The 20,716-nt window shown below is 67.8% G+C and carries 17 protein-coding genes; 10 read left to right on the forward strand and 7 right to left on the reverse strand.

Annotation, left to right across the window (positions count from 1 at the left end):
* Positions 1–12 precede the first annotated feature (12 nt).
* Positions 13–1,551, reverse strand: a complete 1,539-nt coding sequence (locus ACFFIC_RS25525) for an acetolactate synthase large subunit (protein ID WP_377055686.1) — start codon at positions 1,549–1,551, stop codon at positions 13–15.
* 169 nt (positions 1,552–1,720) lie between these two features.
* On the opposite strand from ACFFIC_RS25525, the gene gabT reads away from it, so the two are divergent.
* The 3 genes from gabT to mobA are packed head-to-tail and all read left to right on the forward strand — an operon-like array spanning position 1,721 to position 4,048.
* On the forward strand, positions 1,721–3,070 hold the full coding sequence (gene gabT, locus ACFFIC_RS25530) for a 4-aminobutyrate--2-oxoglutarate transaminase (RefSeq protein WP_377055688.1): 1,350 nt from the start codon (positions 1,721–1,723) through the stop codon (positions 3,068–3,070).
* Positions 3,067–3,465 carry a hypothetical protein gene (locus ACFFIC_RS25535; RefSeq protein ID WP_377055690.1) on the forward strand — a complete coding sequence of 133 codons (399 nt, stop codon included), beginning with the start codon at positions 3,067–3,069 and terminating at the stop codon, positions 3,463–3,465. The genes gabT and ACFFIC_RS25535 overlap by 4 nt, the downstream gene beginning before the upstream one ends.
* On the forward strand, positions 3,452–4,048 hold the full coding sequence (gene mobA / locus ACFFIC_RS25540; protein ID WP_377055692.1) for a molybdenum cofactor guanylyltransferase MobA: 597 nt from the start codon (positions 3,452–3,454) through the stop codon (positions 4,046–4,048). Before ACFFIC_RS25535 ends, mobA begins: the two co-directional genes overlap by 14 nt.
* A 20-nt stretch (positions 4,049–4,068) precedes the next feature.
* On the opposite strand, the gene ACFFIC_RS25545 is transcribed toward mobA, so the two are convergent.
* The gene (locus ACFFIC_RS25545; RefSeq protein ID WP_377055694.1) at positions 4,069–5,310 is read right to left on the reverse strand and encodes a molybdopterin molybdotransferase MoeA; all 1,242 of its coding nucleotides are present in this window, start codon (positions 5,308–5,310) and stop codon (positions 4,069–4,071) included.
* Positions 5,298–5,798: a molybdopterin-guanine dinucleotide biosynthesis protein B gene (gene mobB, locus ACFFIC_RS25550; protein WP_377055696.1), complete on the reverse strand. Its 501-nt coding sequence runs from the start codon at positions 5,796–5,798 to the stop codon at positions 5,298–5,300. Before mobB ends, ACFFIC_RS25545 begins: the two co-directional genes overlap by 13 nt.
* A gap of 214 nt (positions 5,799–6,012) precedes the next feature.
* On the opposite strand from mobB, the gene ACFFIC_RS25555 reads away from it, so the two are divergent.
* Positions 6,013–7,014: an NADP-dependent oxidoreductase gene (locus tag ACFFIC_RS25555; RefSeq protein WP_377055698.1), complete on the forward strand. Its 1,002-nt coding sequence runs from the start codon at positions 6,013–6,015 to the stop codon at positions 7,012–7,014.
* 22 nt (positions 7,015–7,036) lie between these two features.
* Positions 7,037–8,473 carry a M20 family metallopeptidase gene (locus tag ACFFIC_RS25560; RefSeq protein WP_377055700.1) on the forward strand — a complete coding sequence of 479 codons (1,437 nt, stop codon included), beginning with the start codon at positions 7,037–7,039 and terminating at the stop codon, positions 8,471–8,473.
* 31 nt (positions 8,474–8,504) lie between these two features.
* Here the strand turns inward: ACFFIC_RS25560 and ACFFIC_RS25565 are convergent, their stop codons facing one another.
* Complete coding sequence (locus ACFFIC_RS25565) at positions 8,505–9,485, reverse strand: Bug family tripartite tricarboxylate transporter substrate binding protein (protein ID WP_377055702.1); 981 nt, start codon at positions 9,483–9,485, stop codon at positions 8,505–8,507.
* Between the two features lie 127 nt (positions 9,486–9,612).
* Here ACFFIC_RS25565 and ACFFIC_RS25570 point away from each other — a divergent pair, with 127 nt between their 5' ends.
* The 5 genes from ACFFIC_RS25570 to ACFFIC_RS25590 all read left to right on the forward strand — a co-directional run bounded on the left by ACFFIC_RS25570 (position 9,613) and on the right by ACFFIC_RS25590 (position 15,111).
* Positions 9,613–10,311 (forward strand): DUF3833 family protein, encoded by a 699-nt coding sequence (locus ACFFIC_RS25570; RefSeq protein WP_377055704.1) that lies wholly within the window; start codon positions 9,613–9,615, stop codon positions 10,309–10,311.
* 70 nt (positions 10,312–10,381) lie between these two features.
* On the forward strand, positions 10,382–10,912 hold the full coding sequence (locus tag ACFFIC_RS25575; RefSeq protein WP_377055706.1) for a SixA phosphatase family protein: 531 nt from the start codon (positions 10,382–10,384) through the stop codon (positions 10,910–10,912).
* A gap of 279 nt (positions 10,913–11,191) precedes the next feature.
* On the forward strand, positions 11,192–12,502 hold the full coding sequence (gene gltA / locus ACFFIC_RS25580; protein WP_377055708.1) for a citrate synthase: 1,311 nt from the start codon (positions 11,192–11,194) through the stop codon (positions 12,500–12,502).
* 292 nt (positions 12,503–12,794) lie between these two features.
* Positions 12,795–13,454 carry a hypothetical protein gene (locus tag ACFFIC_RS25585; RefSeq protein ID WP_377055710.1) on the forward strand — a complete coding sequence of 220 codons (660 nt, stop codon included), beginning with the start codon at positions 12,795–12,797 and terminating at the stop codon, positions 13,452–13,454.
* A 331-nt stretch (positions 13,455–13,785) separates the two neighbouring features.
* Positions 13,786–15,111, forward strand: a complete 1,326-nt coding sequence (locus ACFFIC_RS25590) for a tyrosine-type recombinase/integrase (RefSeq protein ID WP_377055712.1) — start codon at positions 13,786–13,788, stop codon at positions 15,109–15,111.
* Between the two features lie 290 nt (positions 15,112–15,401).
* Here ACFFIC_RS25590 and ACFFIC_RS25595 read toward each other — a convergent pair whose 3' ends face one another.
* From ACFFIC_RS25595 to ACFFIC_RS25605, 3 genes are all read right to left on the reverse strand, one after another.
* Entirely contained in the window at positions 15,402–17,423 is a 2,022-nt protein-coding gene (locus tag ACFFIC_RS25595) for a TonB-dependent receptor plug domain-containing protein (RefSeq protein ID WP_377055714.1), read from the reverse strand.
* 5 nt (positions 17,424–17,428) lie between these two features.
* Positions 17,429–18,028 carry a hypothetical protein gene (locus ACFFIC_RS25600; protein ID WP_377055716.1) on the reverse strand — a complete coding sequence of 200 codons (600 nt, stop codon included), beginning with the start codon at positions 18,026–18,028 and terminating at the stop codon, positions 17,429–17,431.
* A 329-nt stretch (positions 18,029–18,357) separates the two neighbouring features.
* On the reverse strand, positions 18,358–20,277 hold the full coding sequence (locus ACFFIC_RS25605; RefSeq protein ID WP_377055718.1) for a putative bifunctional diguanylate cyclase/phosphodiesterase: 1,920 nt from the start codon (positions 20,275–20,277) through the stop codon (positions 18,358–18,360).
* Positions 20,278–20,716: the final 439 nt, after the last annotated feature.

Consider the following 20,716-nt stretch of genomic DNA (forward strand, 5'->3'; position numbering starts at 1 on the left):
GCGGTGTCTCCGTCAGATGACGAGTTCGATGAGGAAGGGGCCGGTGCGCGACGTGCTCTGGGCGAGCAGGTCGGCGCAGCCTTCGAGGGTGGTGGCCTGGGCGGCTTCCACGCCCAGGCCGTTGGCGATCTTCACCCAGTCGAGGTCGGGGTTGCCGAGGTCGAGCATGTTCATGGCGGTGGGGCCGGGATTGGCGCCGACGCCGGAATATTCGCCGATCAGGATCTGGTACTTGCGGTTGGAGAGAAGGATGGTCGTGACCGGCAGCTTCTCGCGCGCCTGGGTCCAGAGGGACTGCACCGTGTACATGGCGGAGCCGTCGGCCTGGAGGTTGATGACGCGGCGGTCCCCGCCGGCGATGCCGGCGCCGGTGGCGAGCGGCATGCCGGCCCCGATGGCGCCGCCCGTCAGGTGGAGCCAGTCATGCGCGGGGGCGGCGTGGGTTTCGGCGTAGAAGCCGCGGCCGAAGGAGACGCTCTCGTCCGCGACGATGGCGCCCTCCGGCATCAGGGCGGCGACGGTGCGGGCGAGGCCTTCGGGGGTGGGGGCGCCGCGGGCGGCCTCGGGGCGGGGGCCGGGATCGGGGATGGCGGCCTCGGGGGCGCCGAGTTCGTCGGCGAGCGCGGCGAGGGCGGCCAGGGCGTCGCCCTCGAAACGGGTGAGGACGTGGACCTCCGCGTCCGGGGAGTAGTGGCGGGAGGGCTTGTCGGGATAGGCGAAGAAGCCGACCGGTGCCTTCGCGTTGACGAGGATGATGTGCTCGAAGCCCGCCAGCGCCTTGATGGCGACGTCGGCGACGTAGGGGACGCGCTCGATCTGCATCCGCCCCTGGCCGCGGGCGACGCGGGCGTTGGACCCTTCCGCGAGGACCTTGGCGCCGGTGGCCTGGAGGATGCGGTTGGCGAGGCGCTGGCCTTCTTCGGTCAGGGCAGGGCCGCCGAGGAGGACGAGGACGTTCTTCTTTTCCCGCAGAATGCGGGCCGCGGTGCGGACCGCGTGGGGATCGGGGGCGATCGCGTGCGGAACCGGGAGGGGATCGGCGGGGATGCCGCCCTCGTCCCAGGAGGAGTCGGAGGGGAGGATGAGGGTGGCGATGCCGCCCGGCGCCGTCCGCGCCGCCTGCACGGCGATGGCGGCGTCGCGGCCCACCTCGGCGGCGGCGTTGCTGGTGCGGACCCAGGCCGAGACCGGGCGGGCCCAGCCCTCGGTGTCGGCGGTCAGCGGCGCGTCGAAGGGCCGGTGGTAGGTGGCCTGGTCGCCGACGATGTTGACGATGCCGCTGCGGGCGCGGCGGGCGTTGTGCAGGTTGGCCAGGCCGTTCGCCAGGCCCGGGCCGCAGTGGAGCAGGGTGCAGGCGGGCTTGCCCGCGATTCGGAAGTAGCCGTCGGCCATGCCGGTGACGACGTTCTCCTGCAGGCCGAGGACGCAGCGCATGCCCGGGATCTGGTCGAGGGCAGCGACGAAGTGCATCTCGCTGGTGCCGGGATTGCTGAAGCAGGTGTCCACGCCGGACTTGAGAAGCGTGTGGACAAGGCTATGGGCACCATTCACGGAACGCGGACTCCCCCTTTGAAGGCGGCGCAAGTTGCGCGCGGCGGGCAGGGCCGGCAAGGGTGGGGCGGCTCACGCGGGCGCGACCGGGTTGTCCGGGGCCTCCCTTGAGCCTTGCCGAGCCGCGCGGGGCGGCGCAATTTCCGCCCTTCTTCAGGGAGCTTCCAGCATGGGCACCACGATCACCGGCGAGACCACCGCGCCGCTCGAGGAAGGGCCGCGCAACGCGACCCTCCAGGCGCGCAAGGAGGCCGCGGTGCCGCGGGGGCTGGCGACGTCGCTCCCGGTCTTCGCGGCCAAGGCCGAGGGGTCGGAGATCACCGACGTCGAGGGCAAGCGCTACATCGACTTCGCCGGCGGGATCGCGGTGCTCAACACCGGGCACCTGCACCCCAAGGTGAAGGCGGCGGTGCAGGCGCAGTTGGAGAACTTCTCCCACACCTGCATCCAGGTGACGCCCTATGAGAGCTATGTGCGGCTGGCGGAGCGGCTGAACGCCATCGCGCCGGTGCGGGGGCCGGCCAAGACCGTGTTCCTGACCACGGGCGCCGAGGCGGTGGAGAACGCGGTGAAGATCGCGCGCGCCCATACCGGGCGGCCCGGGGTGATCGCCTTCTCCGGCGCCTTCCACGGGCGGACGCTGCTGGGCATGGCGCTGACGGGAAAGGTGGTGCCCTACAAGGTCGGCTTCGGGCCGATGCCGGCGGATATCTACCACCTGCCCTTCCCCATCGCCTACCACGGCAAGGAGGTGGCGGCGACGCTGGAGGCGATCGAGACGCTGTTCAAGGCGGACATCGACCCCGCGCGGATCGCGGCCATCATCATCGAGCCCGTGCAGGGCGAGGGCGGCTTCTACCAGGCGCAGCCGGAGCTGATGCAGGGGCTGCGCGCCATCTGCGACAAGTACGGGATGCTGCTGATCGCCGACGAGGTGCAGACCGGCTTCGCGCGCACCGGGAAGATGTTCGCCATGGAGCACACGGGGGTCCAGGCGGACCTCGTGACCATGGCGAAGTCGCTGGCGGGCGGGTTCCCGCTCTCGGCGGTGTCGGGCACGGCGGCGATCATGGACAGCCCGCATCCGGGCGGGCTGGGCGGGACCTATGGCGGCTCTCCGCTGGGCTGCGCCGCGGCCAATGCGGTGCTGGACGTGATCGAGGAGGAGGACCTCTGCCGGCGCGCCGACGAGATCGGGGAGCTGCTGGTGCGGCGCATCCGCGAGCTGCAGACGGGCAATTCGCTGCGCGGCGTGATCGGCGACATCCGCGCGGTGGGCGGCATGGTGGCGATGGAGCTGGTGGCGGACGGGGACGCCGACAAGCCAGACCCGGACCTGACGCGGGCGCTGGTGGCGCGGGCGGCGGAGAAGGGGCTGGTGCTGCTGTCCTGCGGCGTGCGCGGCAACGTCATCCGCTTCCTTTGCCCGCTGACGACCTCGGACGCCCTGGTGAACGAGGGCATGGACATGCTGGGCGAGGCGCTGCGCGAGTGCGTGGCGGAGCGCGCGACCGCTTGAGGGAGAGCCTTCGGCGCGCCGTGTTCTACGGCGTGCCCTGCGGGGCGCTCTCGGTGATCGTGTTCCGCGATTCCACCCTGTTCCTTCTGAACAAGGTGGCGAAGGTGATGCCGCTGGCGGCCTATCTCCAGGCGCCCGGGCCCTATGGCCTGCCCTGGCTCGCCTGGTTCTGCCTCCTGGGCGGCGCGGGGGGGTGCATCCTCGCGCTGTTCCTGCGGCTGGTGCCGCTGCCGGACCTGATCTGCGGCGCGGTGCTGGGGGTGGCCGCGGCTTACCTCGTGCCGCAGCACCTGCCGCGCGGCACGCCTGCCTGGGTGCTGCCGCTGATCGGGGCAGCCTGGGGCTGGGGCACCGCATTTCTGCTGCGGCCCCTGGCGCTGCGTGGACGGGGATAGAGCGGGCGTCCTCGGCGTCGTCCTGGCCGGGGGGCTCGCCCGGCGGATGGGCGGCGGGGACAAGACGCTGCTGATGCTCGCGGGGCGGCCGATGCTGTCCCATCTGCTGGAGCGGCTGGCGCCGCAGGTGGCGGCTGTGGCGGTGAACGCGAACGGCGATCCCCGGCGATTCGCCGCCGCCGCGCCGGGCGTCGCCGTGGTGGCGGACGGGGAGCCGGGATATCCGGGGCCGCTGGCCGGCATACTGGCGGGAATGGACTTCGCCGCGACGCTGGGGCTGAAGGCGGTGGTGTCCTTGCCGGGGGATACGCCCCTCATTCCCATGGATCTGGTGGAGCGGCTGCACGCGGCGGCGAAGCCCCTGGCTTGTGCGGCCTCGCTGGGAAGGGTGCATCCGCCCGTGGGGTACTGGCCCGTCTCCCTGCGGGAGGGATTGCGCGCGGCGGTGCGCGGGGGCGAGGGCAAGGTTTCGCGCTGGGCGGGGGGGCAGGGCTGCGGGGTGGTGTCCTGGGAAGGAGATCCCTTCCTGAATGCCAATGCACCGGGGGATCTCGCGCTGCTGGAAGCGGCGCTGCATGCCTGAGGAACAGCCCTGATCCGGACCTATAGAAGGCCGGCGAAGGGAATCACGCTGACGGGCGCGCCGGGCTCGATCGCCGTGGCGTGTTCGGCGAGTTCCAGAAGGGCGTCGCTGCGGGCCAGCGAGCCGATCAGGCCGGCGCCGTCGTGGCCCTGTCGCTCGGCGATGCCGTTGCGGAGGGACACGCGCAGGTATTCGCGGCGGCCGGGCTTCTTGGCGTGGGCGAAGCCGGCGATGGCGGGGTAGCGGGGCAGCGCTGACGGAGCCGCGCCCGCCAGCCGGAGCGCGAGCGGCCGGGCCAGGTGAAGAAAGGCGACCACGGCGGCCACGGGGTTGCCGGGCAGCCCCACGACGGGTGTGCCGCCGACCACGCCCATGGCGGCCGGCTTGCCCGGCTTCACGGCCAGTTTCCAGAAATGAAGCGTGCCCTGGGCCTGGATGGCGGCGCGGACATGGTCCTCCTCCCCCGCCGAGATGCCGCCGGAGGTGAGAAGGAGGTCGTGCCGGGAGGCGGCGTGGCGCAAGGCATCGGCCGTGGCGGCGGCGCGGTCCGGGAGGATGCCGAGGTCGCGGGCCTCCACCGGCAGGGTGTCCAGCAGGGCGAGCAGGGTGTGGCGGTTGCTGTCATGCGCCTGGGCGGGGCGAAGCGGGTGTCCGGGCTCCACCAGTTCGTCCCCGGTGCTGAAGACGCCGACCACGGGGCGGCGCGTGAGGGACAGGGTGGCACGGCCGAGCGCCGCGGCGAGGCCGATGGCGGCGGCGTCGAGGCGGTGGCCCGTGGGAAGCGCCTGCTCCCCCCGGGCGATGTCCTCGGCGGCGGGGCGGATGTTGGCGCCGGCGGCAAGGCCGGGGGGCAGGCAAACCGTGGCGGGCGCCTGCCCGGGGAGGGCGGTGGTGTTCTCCTGCATGGCGATGGTGTCCGCGCCCTCGGGGACCGGGGCGCCGGTGAAGACCCGGGCGGCGGATCCGGGAGGGAGCGGGGCTGCGGCCTGGCCGGCCGCGATCCGGGCCGCCAGCGGCATCCAGCCGTCCGGCGGGCGGTCGGCGAGGCGGAAGGCGTAGCCGTCCACGGCGCTGTTGCGGAAGGGCGGCAGGTCGTGGGGGGCGATGAGGGGTTCGGCCAGGATGCGGCCGCGCGCGGCGCGGAGGGGGAGCGTTTCGGTGCCTGACAGGGGGACGACGCGGGCGAGCAGGAGGGCGGCGGCTTCCTCGACGGGAAGGAGGGCGCCGCCATGGGCGAAGCAGTCCTGGCTCAGCCCGGCCATGCGGCGGCGTGCTCCAGCACCAGGGCGCCGATGGCGGGGATGTCGTCCAGCGCGGCATGGGGCAGGCAGCCCGGCGGGCGTGAATCGGCGGCGACGGCGCGGATGGCGGGGTCCTCCGGGTGCAGCCAGGGTTTGGCGTTGGCCGCGCGGTGGACCTCGACCTTGGGGTGGGCGTCGCGTTTGAAGCCCTCCACGATCACGAGGTCCACCGGGTCCAGATGGGCCAGGAGGGCCGGGAGCGCGGGTTCGGGCGTGCCGCGGAGCTCTGTCATGAGCGCCCAGCGAAGGGAGGAGGAGACCAGCACCTGCCCGGCGCCGGCCAGGCGGTGGGTGTGGCTGTCCTTGCCCGGGTGGTCCACGTCGAAGTCGTGGTGGGCGTGCTTGACCGTGGAGACGGTGATGCCCTTCGCGTTCAGCCAGGGGATCAGGGCGGCGAGGAGGGTGGTCTTCCCTGCCCCACTCCAGCCGGCGAGGCCGATCACGCGCATCGGTGAGGAAGCATCCCGTTCTGGCCCTCGGTCCTGCCCTGCGGCTCTAGCCCCGTGGCGCGCGGGGCGCCAGCCGCCAGGCGGCGTAGCCGTGCCCCCCTGCGCGGCGTAGCCGTGACCACAGGCGCGGCGTAGCCGTGACCACAGGCGCGGCGTAGCCGTGACCAGGGTGGCGAAGGGTGCGAGGCTGGCGGCCTCAACGGGAGACACGCCCATGACCGAGACCAACCTTCGCATCCTTCTCCGCGCGCGGCCGGAGGGGCTGGTGGGGCCAGAGCATTTCGAGGTCTCGGAAGGGCCCCTGCCCTCGCCGCGCCCCGGGGAGGCGCTGCTGCGGAACCGGTTCCTGTCCCTCGACCCCTATATGCGCGGGCGGATGAGCGCGGCGAAGTCCTATTCGGCGCCGGTGGAGATCGGGGCGGTGATGGAGGGGCAATGCGTCTCGCAGGTGGTGGAGGACCCGACGGGGCGGTTCCAGGCTGGGGACTGGGTGCTGGGGGGCTTCGGGTGGCAGCGCTTCTCGGCGGTGGCGGTGTCGGGGCTGCGGAAGCTGGACCCGCAGACGGGGCCGGTGACCACGGCGCTGGGCGTGCTGGGCATGCCCGGCACCACCGCCTGGGTCGGGACCACGGAGCTTGCGGCGCCCCGGCCGGGGGAGACCTTCGTGGTTTCGGCGGCGTCGGGCGCGGTGGGCAGCGTGGCCGGGCAGATCGCCATGCGAATGGGCGCGCGGGTGGTGGGCATTGCCGGGGGCGCCGAGAAATGCGCGTTCGTGCGGGATGAGCTGGGCTTCCCGGACTGCGTGGACCACCGGGCGGCGGATTTCCCGGAGCGGCTGCGCGCGGCCTGTTCGTCGGGGATCGACGCGTATTTCGAGAATGTGGGCGGGGCCGTGCAGAAGGCGGTGTTCCCGCTGCTGAACGATTTCGGCCGCGTGGCCTTCTGCGGGATGGTGGCGGAGTACAATGATGATGCGCCGGCACCGGGGCCGAATCTGATGCAGGTGGTGCGGAAGCGGCTTTCCCTGCGGGGCTTCATCGTGAGCGACCACCCGCGCGCCTTCGCCGACTGGCGGAGCACGGGCGGCGAATGGGTGCGCGAGGGATCGTTGAAGTACCGCGAGGACGTGGTGCGGGGGCTGGAGGGCGCGCCCGAGGCCTTCATGGGGCTGCTGGCCGGGAAGAACTTCGGCAAGCTGGTGATTGAGGTGACCTGACCGGCCGCCCTAGAACGGGGCCATGAAGAACGATCCGATCGCACTGGACCGGCTTTCCGACCTCGTGGAGGCCAAGGCGCCCGCCTATGCCGAGTTGAGCGACCGGATCTGGGCCATGCCGGAGCTGCGCTTCGCCGAGCACCGCTCGGCCGAGGCGCAGATCGCCCAGCTGGAAGCCGAGGGCTTCCGGGTCACGCGCAACGTGGCCGGCATTCCCACCGCCTTCATGGCCGAGGCCGGCGAGGGCGGGCCGTTGATCGGCTTCCTGGGCGAGTTCGACGCGCTGGCGGGGCTCTCGCAGGAGGCCGGGTTGGCCGAGAAGCGGGCGCTGGAGGCGGGCGGCAACGGGCATGGCTGCGGGCACAACCTCCTGGGCGCCGGAGCCATGCTGGCCGCGGTTTCGGCGCGCGATGCGCTGCGCGAGGCCGGCATGGCCGGGCGGGTGCGCTATTACGGCTGCCCCGGCGAGGAGGGCGGGTCGGGCAAGACCTTCATGGCGCGGGAGGGTGCCTTCGACGGGCTGGACGCGGCGGTGACCTGGCATCCCGGCGCCTTCAACGGGGTGATGTCGATCCGCAACCTCGCGAACTTCCAGGTGTACTTCCGCTTCAAGGGCAAGGCGGCGCATGCGGCGGGGTCGCCGCATCTGGGGCGCTCGGCGCTGGATGCCGTGGAGCTGATGAACGTGGGCGTGAACTACCTGCGCGAGCACATGCCGCAGGAGGCGCGGGTTCATTACGCCATCACCAATTCGGGCGGCGTCTCGCCCAACGTGGTCCAGGCGGAGGCGGAGGTGCTCTACCTGGTCCGGGCGCCGCGGGTGGCGGAGGCGGCGGCGCTGTTCGAGCGGGTGAAGGACTGCGCGAAGGGGGCGGCGATCATGTCGGGCACGTCCTGGAGCTTCGAGATCGACAAGGCCTGCTCGGAGGTGCTGCCGAACCGCACCCTGGAAACGGTGCTGCATGGCAATTTCCAGACCTTGGGCGCTGCGGAATACGACGAGGCGGACCAGCGCTTCGCGGGCGAGATCCGGCGGTCGCTGAGCGCGGAGGACATCGCCTCGGAGGTGGCGAGCTTCGCGGCCGATCCGGCGCTGGGGGACGTGGCGCTGCACGAGGCGGTGCTGCCCTTCGACGGCACGCCGCTGTTCCAGGCGGGGTCCACCGATGTGGGCGACGTTTCCCAGATCGTGCCCACGGTGCAGGCCTGGGGGGCCTGCTGGGCGGTGGGCACGCCCTTCCACACCTGGCAGGCCGTGGCGCAGGGGCAGTCGGCCCACGCGCACAAGGGCATGGCGCAGGCGGCGAAGGTGATGGCCGCGACGGCGCTGGACGGGTTCCGCGACCCCGAGTTGCTGGCGCGGGCAAAGGCGGAGCTGGCGAAGCGGCGGGGCGCGGCGGCGTATGAATGCCCGATCCCGGCGGAGGTGGTGGCGCCGCCGCTGCGCGCCCGCCGCTGAGGACGGGCCCCTCCCCTCCTTCGTGTTCGGGTCAGTCCTGGCGGATGCCGAGGGCGGAGACGGCGCCGCCGATGTCCCGCACCTGCTGGGCGATCATGGCGGTGAAGGCGGCGGGGGCCATGGGCTCGCCGGCGATGCCGCGCTCGTCCAGGCGGCGGCGCATCTCGGGGGTGGCGAGGGCGGCCACCGATTCGGCGCGCAGCCGCTCCGCGATCGGAGCGGGCAGGTTGGCGGGGGCACTGAGGCCGAGCCAGTTGTCGATCCTGATCGAGGGAAAGCCGAGTTCCGCCATCGTCGGGACCTCCGGCGCCAGGGGCTGGCGGCTCGCGGCGGTGACGGCGAAGGCGCGGAGGCGCCCCGCGCGGATGTTCTCCACCGTGTCCGGCAGCACGTCGAAGCCGAGCGGGAGCGAGCCGCCGAGGAGCTCGGCCTGCATGGGCGCGCTGCCGCGGTAGGGAATGTGGTTGAGGCGCAGCCCGGCCTCCCGCTCCAGCAGCACGCCGAGGATGTGGGGAACGGAGCCGATGCCGGAGGAGCCGTAGGCGACGGGCTGGGGCTGCGCCTTGATCCAGGCGACGAGGCCCGCGAAGTCCGTGGCCGGGACAAGGTCCTTGTTCGCCGTGATCACCGCGGGCGTGGTGCCGAGAAAGGCGACATGGGTGAAGGAGGCGACGGGGTCGTAGCCGGGCCTGGCGTAAAGCGGGGGCGACGTGACGATGGGGGCCGTGTTGGAAAGCATCAGCGTGTAGCCATCCGCCGGCTGCGCCGCGACATGGGCCGCGCCGACGGTGCCGCCGGCGCCCGGCCGGTTGTCCACCACGAAACGGGCGCCCATGCGGTGGGAGAGCACGTCGGCCATGACGCGGGCGACGATGTCGGAGGCGCCGCCGGGTGGAAAGGTGACGACGATCCGCACGGGACGCATGGGCCACTGGCCGGTGGTGCCCTGCGCCAGGGCGCGGCGGGAAAGGGCCAAGCCGGGAAGGGCCAGGAGGGCGGAACGGCGGCGCATCGGGAACTCCGCGCACCGGCGGCGGTGCGATGTGGCACCGGCGGGATCAGCAAGGGCCGTGCCAATTCCCCTCCCCGCCCCTGAGCGGCCTGTTCAAGAGAGTTCGTGTGGCGGATTGTCGCGGGCCATGCCCGATCGCCGATCCCTGCTTCGCGCCCTTCCTGCCCTCGCCGCCATCCCGCTCAGCGGATGCGGCACGGCGCCCGAGACCTTCGTCTCCAGGGAGCCGCCGTTCCGGCCGGAGGAGTTCTTCGCGGGCCGGCTGCGGAGCAGCGGGCTGTTCGTGACCCGGCTGGGGGGGATCGAGAGCTGGTTCAATGCACGGCTGGTGGGCGCCTGGGATGGCACCGTGCTGACCTTCGACGAGCACTTCCGGTACGAGGACGGCTTCGAGGACCGGCGTTTCTGGGTGCTGCGGCGCGACCCGTCGCAACCGGGCGGGGAGGCTTGGGTGGGCGAGGCGACGGATGCGACCGGACCGGTGCGGGGGCGCACGGCGGGGAACGCCTTTCACCTGGAGCATGAGCTGGACATGCCCAGCCTCTCGGGGAAGCGGCGGCGCCTGGCTTTCGACCAGTGGTTCGTGCGCACGGGGCAGGACACCGCCCTCTCGCGCGCCGCGGTGTCCTGGCATGGGTTGCAGGTGGGAGTGGCGCAGGTGGCCTTCCAGCGGTCGCCGGGCGGGGTGACGGAGGGTGCCGTTTTCCCGGGGCAGGCGGCACGGGAAGAGGCGCAGAGCACGCCGGGGCAGGTGGCACCCCTGCCGCCTGGGCACGATCCTGGGCATGATCCTGGGCGCGTGATGAACGCGCCGCCGCGGCGCTGACCTTCCCGCGCCGAAGGAGCCGCCCCCCCTCCCCGCGACAGGCGGCGGCTGCTGTGGCAGGTTGCAGCCCATGCACCAGTTGCTTCTGCTGCGGCACGCGAAGTCCGCCTGGGACGATCCGGCCCTTTCGGACCATGCCCGTCCCCTCAATGCCCGTGGGCGACGTGCGGCCGCCGCCATGGCCGCGGCCATGCGCGGGCTCGGGCTGCGGCCCGGGCTCGTGCTGGTCTCGTCCTCCCGACGCACGCTCCAGACACTGGAAACGCTGGGGACGCTGGAGGGGCCGCCGCGGGTGGACCCGATGGACGATCTCTACCTCGCGCCCTGGACACGCCTGCTGGAGGTGTTGCGCGAGGTACCGGAGGCGGTGGGCAGCGTGCTGCTGATCGCGCACAACCCGGGGCTGCACGACCTGGCGCTCTCCCTGGCCGGGGATGGGGGCCGGGATGGCGCGGGGGTGCCCGAGAGCTTGGCGGCGGCCTATCCGACCGCCGCGCTGGCGGAGTTCGCGTTGTCAGGGCCATGGGCCTCCCTGGCGCCCGGCGGCGCGCGGCTGGTGCGCTTTCTCCAGCCCGGCGACTTGCCTGAACTGACGGCCTGAACTGACGGCCTGAACTGACGGCCTGAGCGGCGGCGCCGCGGAGCGGCAGGCGTTTGCAGGAGAGCAGCGCCCGCCTTGTGGGTTGTTGCTTCCCACATTGCGATTTCGTCACGCCGTCCGCCGTGGGGACCCGCCGCTCCCCGATGGATGGACAAGCCCGCGCGCAGGCCTATCTTGCGGCGCACCATCCCGGGGCACCGGGACAGGGGGCTTTTCCACGCCCCCGGCGCCGTTTCCCCATCAACACGGCCAGAGGCAATGGCCGCCGAGGATCAACGCATGAGCGACGCGTCCACCAAGGGTTCCGTCACCCTCACGCTCGACGGTACGAACCGTTCCAGCACGGCACCGCTGGTCCAGGCGAGCGTCGGGCCCGCCGTGGCCGACATCCGAAAGCTCTATGCCGACCTCGGCGTCTTCACCTTCGATCCGGGCTTCGGCATGACCGCCGCCTGTGAGAGCAAGATCACCTACATCGACGGCGACCAGGGCGTTCTGCTGTACCGCGGCTATCCGATCGAGCAGCTGGCGGAGAACTCCGACTTCGTGGAGGTCTGCTTTCTGCTGCTGAACGGCGAGCTTCCCAAGGAGGGCGAGCTTTCCGAGTTCAAGCGCAACGTCACCATGCACACCATGGTGCACGAGCAGATCCGCCGCTTCTTCGACGGCTTCCGCCGTGACGCGCACCCCATGGCCATCCTGTGCGGCGTGGTGGGCGCGCTCTCGGCCTTCTATCACGACAGCCTGGACATCAACGACCCGCGCCAGCGCGAGATCGCGGCCTTCCGGCTCATCGCCAAGGTGCCGACCATCGCGGCGATGGCCTACAAGTACTCGATCGGGCAGCCCTTCGTGTACCCGCGCAACGACCTGAACTACGCCGAGAACTTTCTCTACATGCTGAATGCCGTTCCGGCGGAGGAGTACAAGGTCAACCCGATCCTGTCGCGCGCGATGGACCGGATCCTGGTGCTGCACGCGGACCACGAGCAGAACGCCTCGACCTCCACGGTGCGGCTTGCGGGCTCCACCGGTGCCAACCCCTATGCCTGCATCGCGGCGGGCATCGCGGCGCTCTGGGGCCCGGCGCATGGCGGCGCCAACGAGGCGGTGCTGAAGATGCTCGGCGAGATCGGCAGCCCCGAGAACATCCCGGACTTCATCAGCAAGGTGAAGGACAAGAACAGCAACGTGAAGCTGATGGGCTTCGGGCACCGGGTCTACAAGAACTTCGATCCGCGCGCGAAGATCATGAAGGAGACCTGCCACGAGGTGCTGGCCGAGCTCGGCATCAAGGACGAGCCGCTGCTGGACATGGCGATGGAGATGGAGCGGATCGCGCTGCATGACGACTACTTCGTCTCGCGCAAGCTGTACCCGAACGTGGACTTCTATTCGGGCATCATCCTGAAGGCGATGGGCATCCCGACTTCCATGTTCACCGTGCTCTTTGCGGTGGCGCGCACCGTTGGGTGGGTGAGCCAGTGGAAGGAGATGATCGAGGACCCCTCGCAGCGCATCGGCCGCCCGCGCCAGGTCTATACGGGCGCCACCACCCGCGACTACGCGGCGATCAACAGCCGCGGCTGACGCACGCGCCTGCTTCGGGCCATCGGCCAGCAAGAACCCGTCCCGAGAGGGACGGGTTTTTTGTTTCGCGGCAGCGACATGAGACTTCACAAGAAGAAGATGCCGCACGCATGTGAAGTAATTTAGAATCCTCACCTCAGAAGCCGCCTGTCCTCTCACTTGTTCACGGGTAGGTGGAACAGCATTGCAATCAGCGGATGTATATTTGATACTGTTTTCGTAATGTTCTCTTGTTCACAATGTCTTGAAGAGGGAATTCTATATTTAGTTGCAGACCAAGGGCCTCACACCCGTGAACATTTCCTCAGACGTGTCCGTGCCCAACAACCTGTCCGCGGATGAGCTTGTCCGCCGGCGCCTGCGCAAATGGCCGCAGCGGCCGCCGGGTGCCCCCGTCACGGCCAAGCAGCCCGGCACCTGGCTCCGGGCCCGTCCCGGAGAAGCCAGGACGGCCAACCAGCCTTTCCTGAAGCTTCCAGGCAGCAATCGCCTCCGCACCCTGCCGGACGGGCTGTGGCTGCACTTCTCGCCCGACCCTATGGACGCCTATGCCGACATCCTATGCATCGAGGCCTGCTCAAGCCTTCAGAACCTGCTGGACAAGCGCTCCCGCTTCGCACCCTCCACCACATCGCTGCTGGCGGTCTGTCCGGTGCCGTGGCTGCTCGCCCCCTGCCAGGCCAACGACCCCACCCCGCGCTGGCGCCTGATCCGCCTGCTGCGTTGCGAACCGCAGGATTCACTGGTGCTGCCGGTGCGGGACGTGCGGGTGCTCTATGGCCTCAAGGCACGCCAGTACGAGGGGTTCGCGCGCAGCCAGATGCCGCAGGCCCACGAATACTTCTGCCCGATGGAAGCACTGATGGAGGAGGATGGGGACCAGAACCCGGCGATGCGCGCATTGCTGGCGCGAGCCAGTGCCGCCGCGAACTTCATGCATCTGCCAGGCTGAGAAGGCCGCGCCGCTACTGAAGCGAAGTCCTGGCGCGGCCGGCCGCTGCGCGGCTGGCCGGTACTGAGTTTGGCGCGCCCGAAGAGATTCGAACTCCTGACCCCCAGATTCGTAGTCTGGTGCTGTGATATTCCGCTACGTTCCGCAACCCATCGCAGTGAACCGCAAACTCATACAAGTTTAGTGGTTTAGAGGTCAAAACCCTCTCGCATACCTGCGCTCCCCCCCGCTTGCCTCCGCACCAAGTGTCCGGGCAATGTCCGGGCAGCCGTGGGACGCTTTGTCCAGGCAGTATGCGGGTGGAAACATGGAGCGGGCATCCGAAGGACCGATGCGGATCACGAAGGCGACCGTGGATGGCGCTTGGCGCCGCCGTCGCCCGGACTTCCGCCTGACGATCAGGGATGCGGAGTGCCGCGGTTTAGCCCTGGTGGTGAACCCTACCGGCATGACTTGGACTGTGTCCTACAAGCCGCGCGGGCTGGACTCGCGAACTGGTAAGCGGCCGTCAACGAGGGAGGTGACGCTTGGGACACCTGCGACCCACTCCCCTGAGCAAGCACGCACCGCCGCGAACAAGGTGAAGGGCGAGGCTAAGGGTGGTGCTGATCCGGCAAAAGACCGTCGCGTTGCCATTGCCAAGGCTGCACGGGACCGGGCCGCTACTGTTGCCCGGCTGGTGCAGGAGTACACCACCGCCCTCCCCAATCGGCCCAAGATGCGCGGAACAGGAACTCTCTCGGCGCGCGCACTGGAAGAAGAGACGCGAAACGTTCGTCTAGCCGTCGCCACGATGAAGGTGGAGGAGCGCAGTATATCGGACGTGACGGAGGCGGATGTCCGTGCCCTGCTGACCAAAGAGGCCAAGCGTCCCGCAACTGCGCGCTATCGGTTCGGTGCACTCTCCCGCTTTCTCGAATGGTGTCGGGAAGAAGGGCTGATAACCGTGAACCCCTGCCTTGCCATCGGGAAGAACCGCCGTCCGCGCCCAGCGAAACCCCGGACGCATCACCTAACAATTCCGGATCTTGCCTCGCTGTGGCATGCGACCGCCGCTGCCGAAACTGATGCGAGTGAGAGCGATTTCGGATCTGTGCATCGAGACTACGTCCGGTTCTTGCTGTCTGTTCCAGCCCGTCGTGTGGAAGCCACACGCTTAGAGTGGCAATACCTAGACCTAGAAACCGCATCCTGGACGATGTCGGGCAAGCTGACGAAGAACGGCGACCCATTCCGCGTGCCGCTCCCCAGCATTGCCCTAGGCATACTGCGGGAGCGCCATCGTGCGATGGGCAAGCCACGTGCTGGCCTGGTATTCCCATCTCCAAAGGCTGGTAAAGCTCTAACGACGTTCAGCGCCATGAAGGCCGCAATGGATAAGGCCAGTGGTCTGACCGGCTGGACGTGGCACGATTTCCGCCGATCGTTCGTCACCGTCTTAGCAGAACACGGCGTGGCCGAGGCGGTGGCGGATGCGATGCTGAACCACCGGCAGGCTGCGACCCGAGGCGGCGTGCTGGGAGTTTATCAGCAGGCTCGTAGGATACCGGAGCAGGAGGCGGCCATGCGGCGGTGGAACGAGCTGTTGGTAGCCGCAGTGGAGGGGCGAACCCTTGGTGAGGGGGTGGTCTTCCCTCTTGCGAAAAGCACCCGCTGACCGCTTTGCCACCGGTACATGTTAAAACCGGTCGGGCATGGTCGGGCAGGTCGGGCGAGCCTTATTTTACGGGCCTAAACCCCTGCCCGACCACTTCGATCCATGGTCGGGCAGGTCGGGCAGGCTCCTACTCGCAAGAACCCTGATCCGCCGTTGCTTCACTCGAACGCATAGCTTGGAGTTGGTTAGGTGATTTCAGCCCTCGGCTGGGCCGTAAGTGCTGAGACCAGCCTCAGTGTTTCTCAGCAGCGTTGCCTCATCCCTCCGGGTCCGTTAGAGCCTGAAACGCTTTAGAACTCGGACCGGAGAGAGACATAGACCCGACGCTCCGCTTCGATGGCGAGATTCTGCCTCTGCCGCCCGTGCAGCAGGTTCTCGCCTTCGATGGACAGCGTCATGCGCTCTGTCAGTTTGTAGCCGAGCCGCGCGGCTAACGCGGCGTAGTTCTTTACCTCCACATATGCCACGTCCTCTTCGTTCAACGCCCGGTAACCCCAGATGGAACTGCTGTAGCGGCCGAAAACATCCACCTCCCAGCGGTCGTCGGACCAGCCAAGCCGAAGCGTGGCGAGGTGGCGCGGCGAGACACGCTTCGGGTCCTGCTGGGACGGCCGGAAGTCCGACGAAACGGCGGACAGCCTGTAGCGCAGGCCCCAGATGAACCTACCTGGGAGCACGCCATCAGCTGACGCTTCAAACCCCGCAACGCGGGCCTTGCCGAGATTAACGGGCGTGTAGGTGTTGAGAGCGACATCGGGCGGCACGAAGGTGACGGTCGAAAGCCCGCTGGTGAAGCCCCGGTAGCTCTGCAAAAACGTGTTAAGGCCGACGTTGCCGTTGATGATCGCCGCCTTGCGCCGGTACTCCAGCTCGTAGCTGTACACGACCGTCGGTGCGATCGTGGGTGTGCCCGTGTCCTGGTAGCCGAAGCTCGGGTAAGAATCCCGCCATCCATAATCGGACAGGCTGGGCAGGCTCACGCCGCGAGCAGCGCTCGCCCTGACCGTATCTAGGTCCGAGGCCCGCCACACCGCACCGATGTTCCAGGACAGTTGCCCGAAGGCGCGGTCGTAGCTCTGGTTCCCGAACGGAAAGGCCGGGTCGTCGTACCCTTTGGCGCCTAGCCGAAGATGATCATAGCGAAGGGAGCTCGTGAGTGTGAGATTGTCCTTCAGCGCCCAGTCCCACATCACGCCGGTACCCACCACGTCGTAGCTAACCTGTGCTCCCGGAAGGGGCTGCATGGTGGCATGCCGCAACTGGAGAACCGGCCGAAGCGTGTGCGCTGGGTTGATCTTGAAGGCGTGGCCCAAGTCCGCAACTGTCAGGCCGCTATCGAGAGGGTAAGACGTTGCAGCATATGTGTTCGTCAGACCGTTGTGGTAGATCTGAGCATCGAAGATGCCAAGGTCGGTATCTGCTGTCAGCCTGCTGCGCAGGCTCCAAACGCGCTTATCCTCGCGCCAGACCTGACCGTAGTCCTGGAAGTTTCCAGCGATCGCGCGGCTGTAGCTCGCATCAAACGACAGCCGCACGCCGGGGCTCAAATTGAAGGCAGCTTCTGCGGCAACTTGATTGCGTGTCGGGGATCGCCGGCCATCAAGTTCCTGCACCTCGAAATCGGTGTAGCCCCGCGCCCAAGGCCTTTCGCCCCTGCTGCCAGCTGAAATGCGCACACCTCCTGCTGAACCGAGGGGGGCTGTGGCCACAGCGGAGACCTCCCGGTACCCGCCACTGCCAACGCGCACTTCGGCGACGCTACGCTGGTCGTGAATGGGATCATACGTGATAATGTTGATCACGCCCGAGGCGGCATTGAAGCCGAACAGAGCGCTGTTCGGCCCTTTAACCACTTCAATTTGGCGAATTTCTGCGATCTGAACGGGGATAGAGTCCCATGCGGCATAGCCGTAATGGTCCAGGTAAACCTGTCGCCCGTTCACTAATACCTGCAGGCGCTGCCCCATTGGCGTTGTGAATGCGCGCACCCCGACAGAGAAATCATGGGCGTTGTACTGCTGCACATCTAACGACGTGTAGCGCGCGAGTATTGTAGGAATGTCATGCGCGCCGGAACGGCGTATCTGTTCCGCGCTGATGATCTCCATCGGCACTGGAACCTCCGAGGCACGCTGCGGCTTTCCTGTTGCGCTGGTTGTCACCGGTTCGCCGAAGAGCGCCTCCAGAGAAGCCGGGCTAACAGACTGAGCGCAAACGGATTGCGTCGGCAGACCTAGGAGAAAAGCCGAAACGATTGTGATGAAGGCAGGCACCAAGGGCAGGTCGGCCCGATGCGCAGCGAAGCGCAGCATGATGTTCACTGCTCCTGAATCATCATGCGGAAAGCTGGTGCAAAGCTGACGCCGGCCTCCTGCTCCGCCACCCGGCTGACTTGGATTGTCACTCGGGGCAGACTCCGAACAGCCATCACGAGAAGGCCGGCGTTCACCAGGGACGGGTCCGATGTGATCGTCAGGATCCCACGCCTTTGCACAAACCCACTCAGCGCGCGCGCAGCCATCTGGGACGGATCGACCAGGAACAGAGCTCGGGCTGTGCTGCCGGCCAGGTTGGCCAGGGCCACGGGGCGGAGATCCAGATCGAGGCTGCCGACCCTTAGCTGCCGTCCCAAGCTGTCGCCCAACCGCTGCGCCAGTTCCTGGCCTGCCCGCTCGGTGAACACCAGCCCCAGATCGGCACGCCCAACCGGCGCATTTTTCAGGAACAGAATGCTTCGAGCCGCGGTATGGAGGTCTTCCGGCAGAACATCTGCGCATGCGGAATCGGGCAGGCTGGCGAAGGCAATAGCAATCGCTGCCGCCGTCAACTGTCGGCGGCTAGGCTGGCCTGCCTCCTCAGCATGGGGTGCAGGGGCCCTGTTGGGCTGCAACAGCTTCCCGATGCTCATCTTCAGCAAAGGGCGTGAACAGTCTTCAGGACCACTGTGGACTTGTCTCCACCTTCGAGATACCGCGCGACCGGTTTGGCTGCCCAGGTCGGCTGCCGCTTAATAGATCGTTTCATGCGAGGAATGCTCTGGATGATCGGCCGGCGGAACCAGATAGGAGCCAATGTAGAATCAGGTGCGTTGACGCTTTGTTGACAATCATTGGAAGGAAGCGCCTTAGCCCGCAAAATCTCTGCATGCAGCCTTCCCACGATCAGTTCCGCTGCCGCAAACGGACTTCCCTCTAGATTATCGTGACAGACATTTTCTAGACATTTCCCTATCGGAACCTCTTCTCATCACGAGTGGCTAACTCCAGTGGAGCATGTCAGCATCTCGACGAAGTCGTCACCAGACATCGGCTTGCCGTACATGTAGCCTTGGACTTCCTCACACCCCCTTTGACGTAGCATGTCCGCCTGCACGGCCGTCTCCACGCCTTCAGCAATGGTGTGCACGCCAAGGGCGTGGCTCATGCCGACTACCGCACGCACGATGGCTTCGGCACTGCGATCATCTCCGAGGTGGCGAACGAAGGAGCGGTCAATCTTGACCTTGTCAAAGGGGAACTTCTGCAGGTAGCCGAGACTGGAATACCCGGTACCAAAGTCGTCCATTGCGATCTTCACGCCCACGCTCCGCAACCGGCGCAGCGTTGCTAGAGTCTCATCGGTGTCATTCAGCAACACACCTTCGGTGATCTCCACCTCAAGGCGACCAGCTGCCAGACCACTGCTTTCGAGTGCCGAGACTACGGCTTCGAATAAGCCGGCCTGGCGGAACTGAACCGGGGACACATTGACTGCGATGGTCAGGTGGTCGGGCCAGGTCATGGCCTCACGGCAGGCCTCCTGCAGGGCCCAGGTGCCGATGGGTCCGATCAGCCCAGTTTCCTCCGCCACGGAGATGAAGCGGTCGGGTGGCATGTTACCGACGCCCGGTCTGTCCCAACGCAGGAGCGCCTCAGCTCCCATGACGGCACCGGTTTCGAGGTTCACCTGCGGCTGATAGGCGAGGCGGAAGTCACCCCGGGCGAGGGCAACGCGCAGGTCTGCTTCCAACGCTCGCCGTTCCAGCAGCTTCTGGTTCATTTCGGGCGAGAAGAAGCGGTAGCCGCCGCGGCCGCTTTCCTTGGCTTGGTAGAGGGCGAGGTCGGCATCTCGCATCAACTGGGTAATGTCAGCGGACCCGCTTTGGCCAACCATGGCAATGCCAATGCTCACTCCGACGCTGGCCCAATCACCACCAAGATCGATCGGTGCCTCCAAGGCGGCAATGAGGCGCCGAGCAAGGGCTTCGGCCGCTTCCGGCTGGCGCGCCTTGGGTTGAATGATGGCGAACTCGTCGCCTCCCAGTCGCGCCAGCGTGTCGCTTTCCCGCAGAGCCGCCGAGAGGCGCTGCGCGACCTCCTGCAGCAAGCGGTCTCCGGCGGCATGCCCAAGTGTGTCGTTGACCTCCTTGAAGCGGTCCAGGTCGAGACAGAGAACGGCGAGCGGCTCCGCGTCACGGCGCGCAAGGGCCAAGGCTTGCCGGAGCCTGTCTGTAAACAGGCCGCGGTTGGGCAAGCCGGTCAGCAGGTCATGCGCGGCAAGATAACTGGCCCGCTCCAGTGCTCGGTTCAGCAAGCGGAGCGGAAGCACCCGTAGAATTGCGAAGATGATGACGCCCAGGAAGACGGATGCCGAACTAACCAGCAGCGCCGTAAGTAGCGCCCTCCGCATGGAGCGTGCGGCCTCGACCTCCCCAACTTTTCGCGCACCTTCAAGGATTGGCTCCCGGTGGGTGACCACAGGCCAAGCCAGTTTCTGTTCGGGAACAGACTCGACCACCAAGCGGCCTTGCTCATTGAAGACGCGCCGTCGCTCGACTGAGGCCCTTCCCTGCGCAGGTGCCGAAATGGTTAATCCATCAAACTCCCAGAATGCCGGGTTGAAGCGCGACAGCTCCGCCGTTTCAGCAGCATGTAGCCTAGCACTGGCTTCAAGCGCGCCCTGCACGCGAGAGTGAGCGGCAAACAAGTAGGTCACCGGCAGAGCAGCAGCAATCAGAAGCGCGGCGAAGCCTGTCAGCGCTGTGACCGTGCGTGTAACCGTACGGCTCGGCGTCCCAAGGTCGGAGGGCTTCGAAAGAATAGACGAACGTCGCCCAGCCCAAGCCCGCACCCTACTGGCGAGGATTTGCGGCACCGGCCTGAAACGCGGGATAGTGCTGTCCGACATATCGCTGAGAATGCCGCAGCACTTAAGACCATTTTGTTAACAGGAGGGCCAAATCTTCGTACGGTAGTTGCTTCGCCTTCAGATCGTGTCTCAAGGCGTACCTCCGAGCAGGCTCCTATTAGGACGATTGTCCTCCTATGCTGCGGCCCAAACTGTTCGCCCACGTGGGGTTCTTCGTCGGACTCACATAGGCGGCAGAACGAAAACGGCCGGGAGAGGATCGCCCTCACCCCGGCCGCTTCGCTGCGAGCTTTCCCCCCCGGGATGCCCATCTCTTTCTACCCTACGCCGCGACGAGTGCGTACCGGCGAACCGGCCGAAACCAGCACCCCACACAAATCCTCAGCTTGGTCGACGAACTGAGACAATCACCATTTGTACCGCCCGCAGTTTCTGAGACACCTGAGTGAAGCCTATGCGGCGAGAGCCGCGGGTGAAA

The sequence above is a fragment of the Muricoccus vinaceus genome, assembly GCF_042433125.1.
Lineage (GTDB): Bacteria > Pseudomonadota > Alphaproteobacteria > Acetobacterales > Acetobacteraceae > Roseomonas > Roseomonas vinacea.

Excerpts from the sequence above, each read along its gene's own strand:
- ACFFIC_RS25560 (WP_377055700.1), top strand. The coding sequence starts at position 7,037 with ATGAAGAACGATCCGATCGCACTGGACCGGCTTTCCGACCTCGTGGAG.
- ACFFIC_RS25545 (WP_377055694.1), bottom strand. The coding sequence starts at position 5,310 with ATGGCCGGGCTGAGCCAGGACTGCTTCGCCCATGGCGGCGCCCTCCTT.
- gltA (WP_377055708.1), top strand. The coding sequence starts at position 11,192 with ATGAGCGACGCGTCCACCAAGGGTTCCGTCACCCTCACGCTCGACGGT.
- ACFFIC_RS25595 (WP_377055714.1), bottom strand. The coding sequence starts at position 17,423 with ATGCTGCGCTTCGCTGCGCATCGGGCCGACCTGCCCTTGGTGCCTGCC.
- mobB (WP_377055696.1), bottom strand. The coding sequence starts at position 5,798 with ATGCGCGTGATCGGCCTCGCCGGCTGGAGTGGGGCAGGGAAGACCACC.
- gabT (WP_377055688.1), top strand. The coding sequence starts at position 1,721 with ATGGGCACCACGATCACCGGCGAGACCACCGCGCCGCTCGAGGAAGGG.
- ACFFIC_RS25570 (WP_377055704.1), top strand. The coding sequence starts at position 9,613 with ATGCCCGATCGCCGATCCCTGCTTCGCGCCCTTCCTGCCCTCGCCGCC.
- ACFFIC_RS25575 (WP_377055706.1), top strand. The coding sequence starts at position 10,382 with ATGCACCAGTTGCTTCTGCTGCGGCACGCGAAGTCCGCCTGGGACGAT.
- ACFFIC_RS25555 (WP_377055698.1), top strand. The coding sequence starts at position 6,013 with ATGACCGAGACCAACCTTCGCATCCTTCTCCGCGCGCGGCCGGAGGGG.
- ACFFIC_RS25605 (WP_377055718.1), bottom strand. The coding sequence starts at position 20,277 with ATGTCGGACAGCACTATCCCGCGTTTCAGGCCGGTGCCGCAAATCCTC.
- ACFFIC_RS25590 (WP_377055712.1), top strand. The coding sequence starts at position 13,786 with ATGCGGATCACGAAGGCGACCGTGGATGGCGCTTGGCGCCGCCGTCGC.
- ACFFIC_RS25565 (WP_377055702.1), bottom strand. The coding sequence starts at position 9,485 with ATGCGCCGCCGTTCCGCCCTCCTGGCCCTTCCCGGCTTGGCCCTTTCC.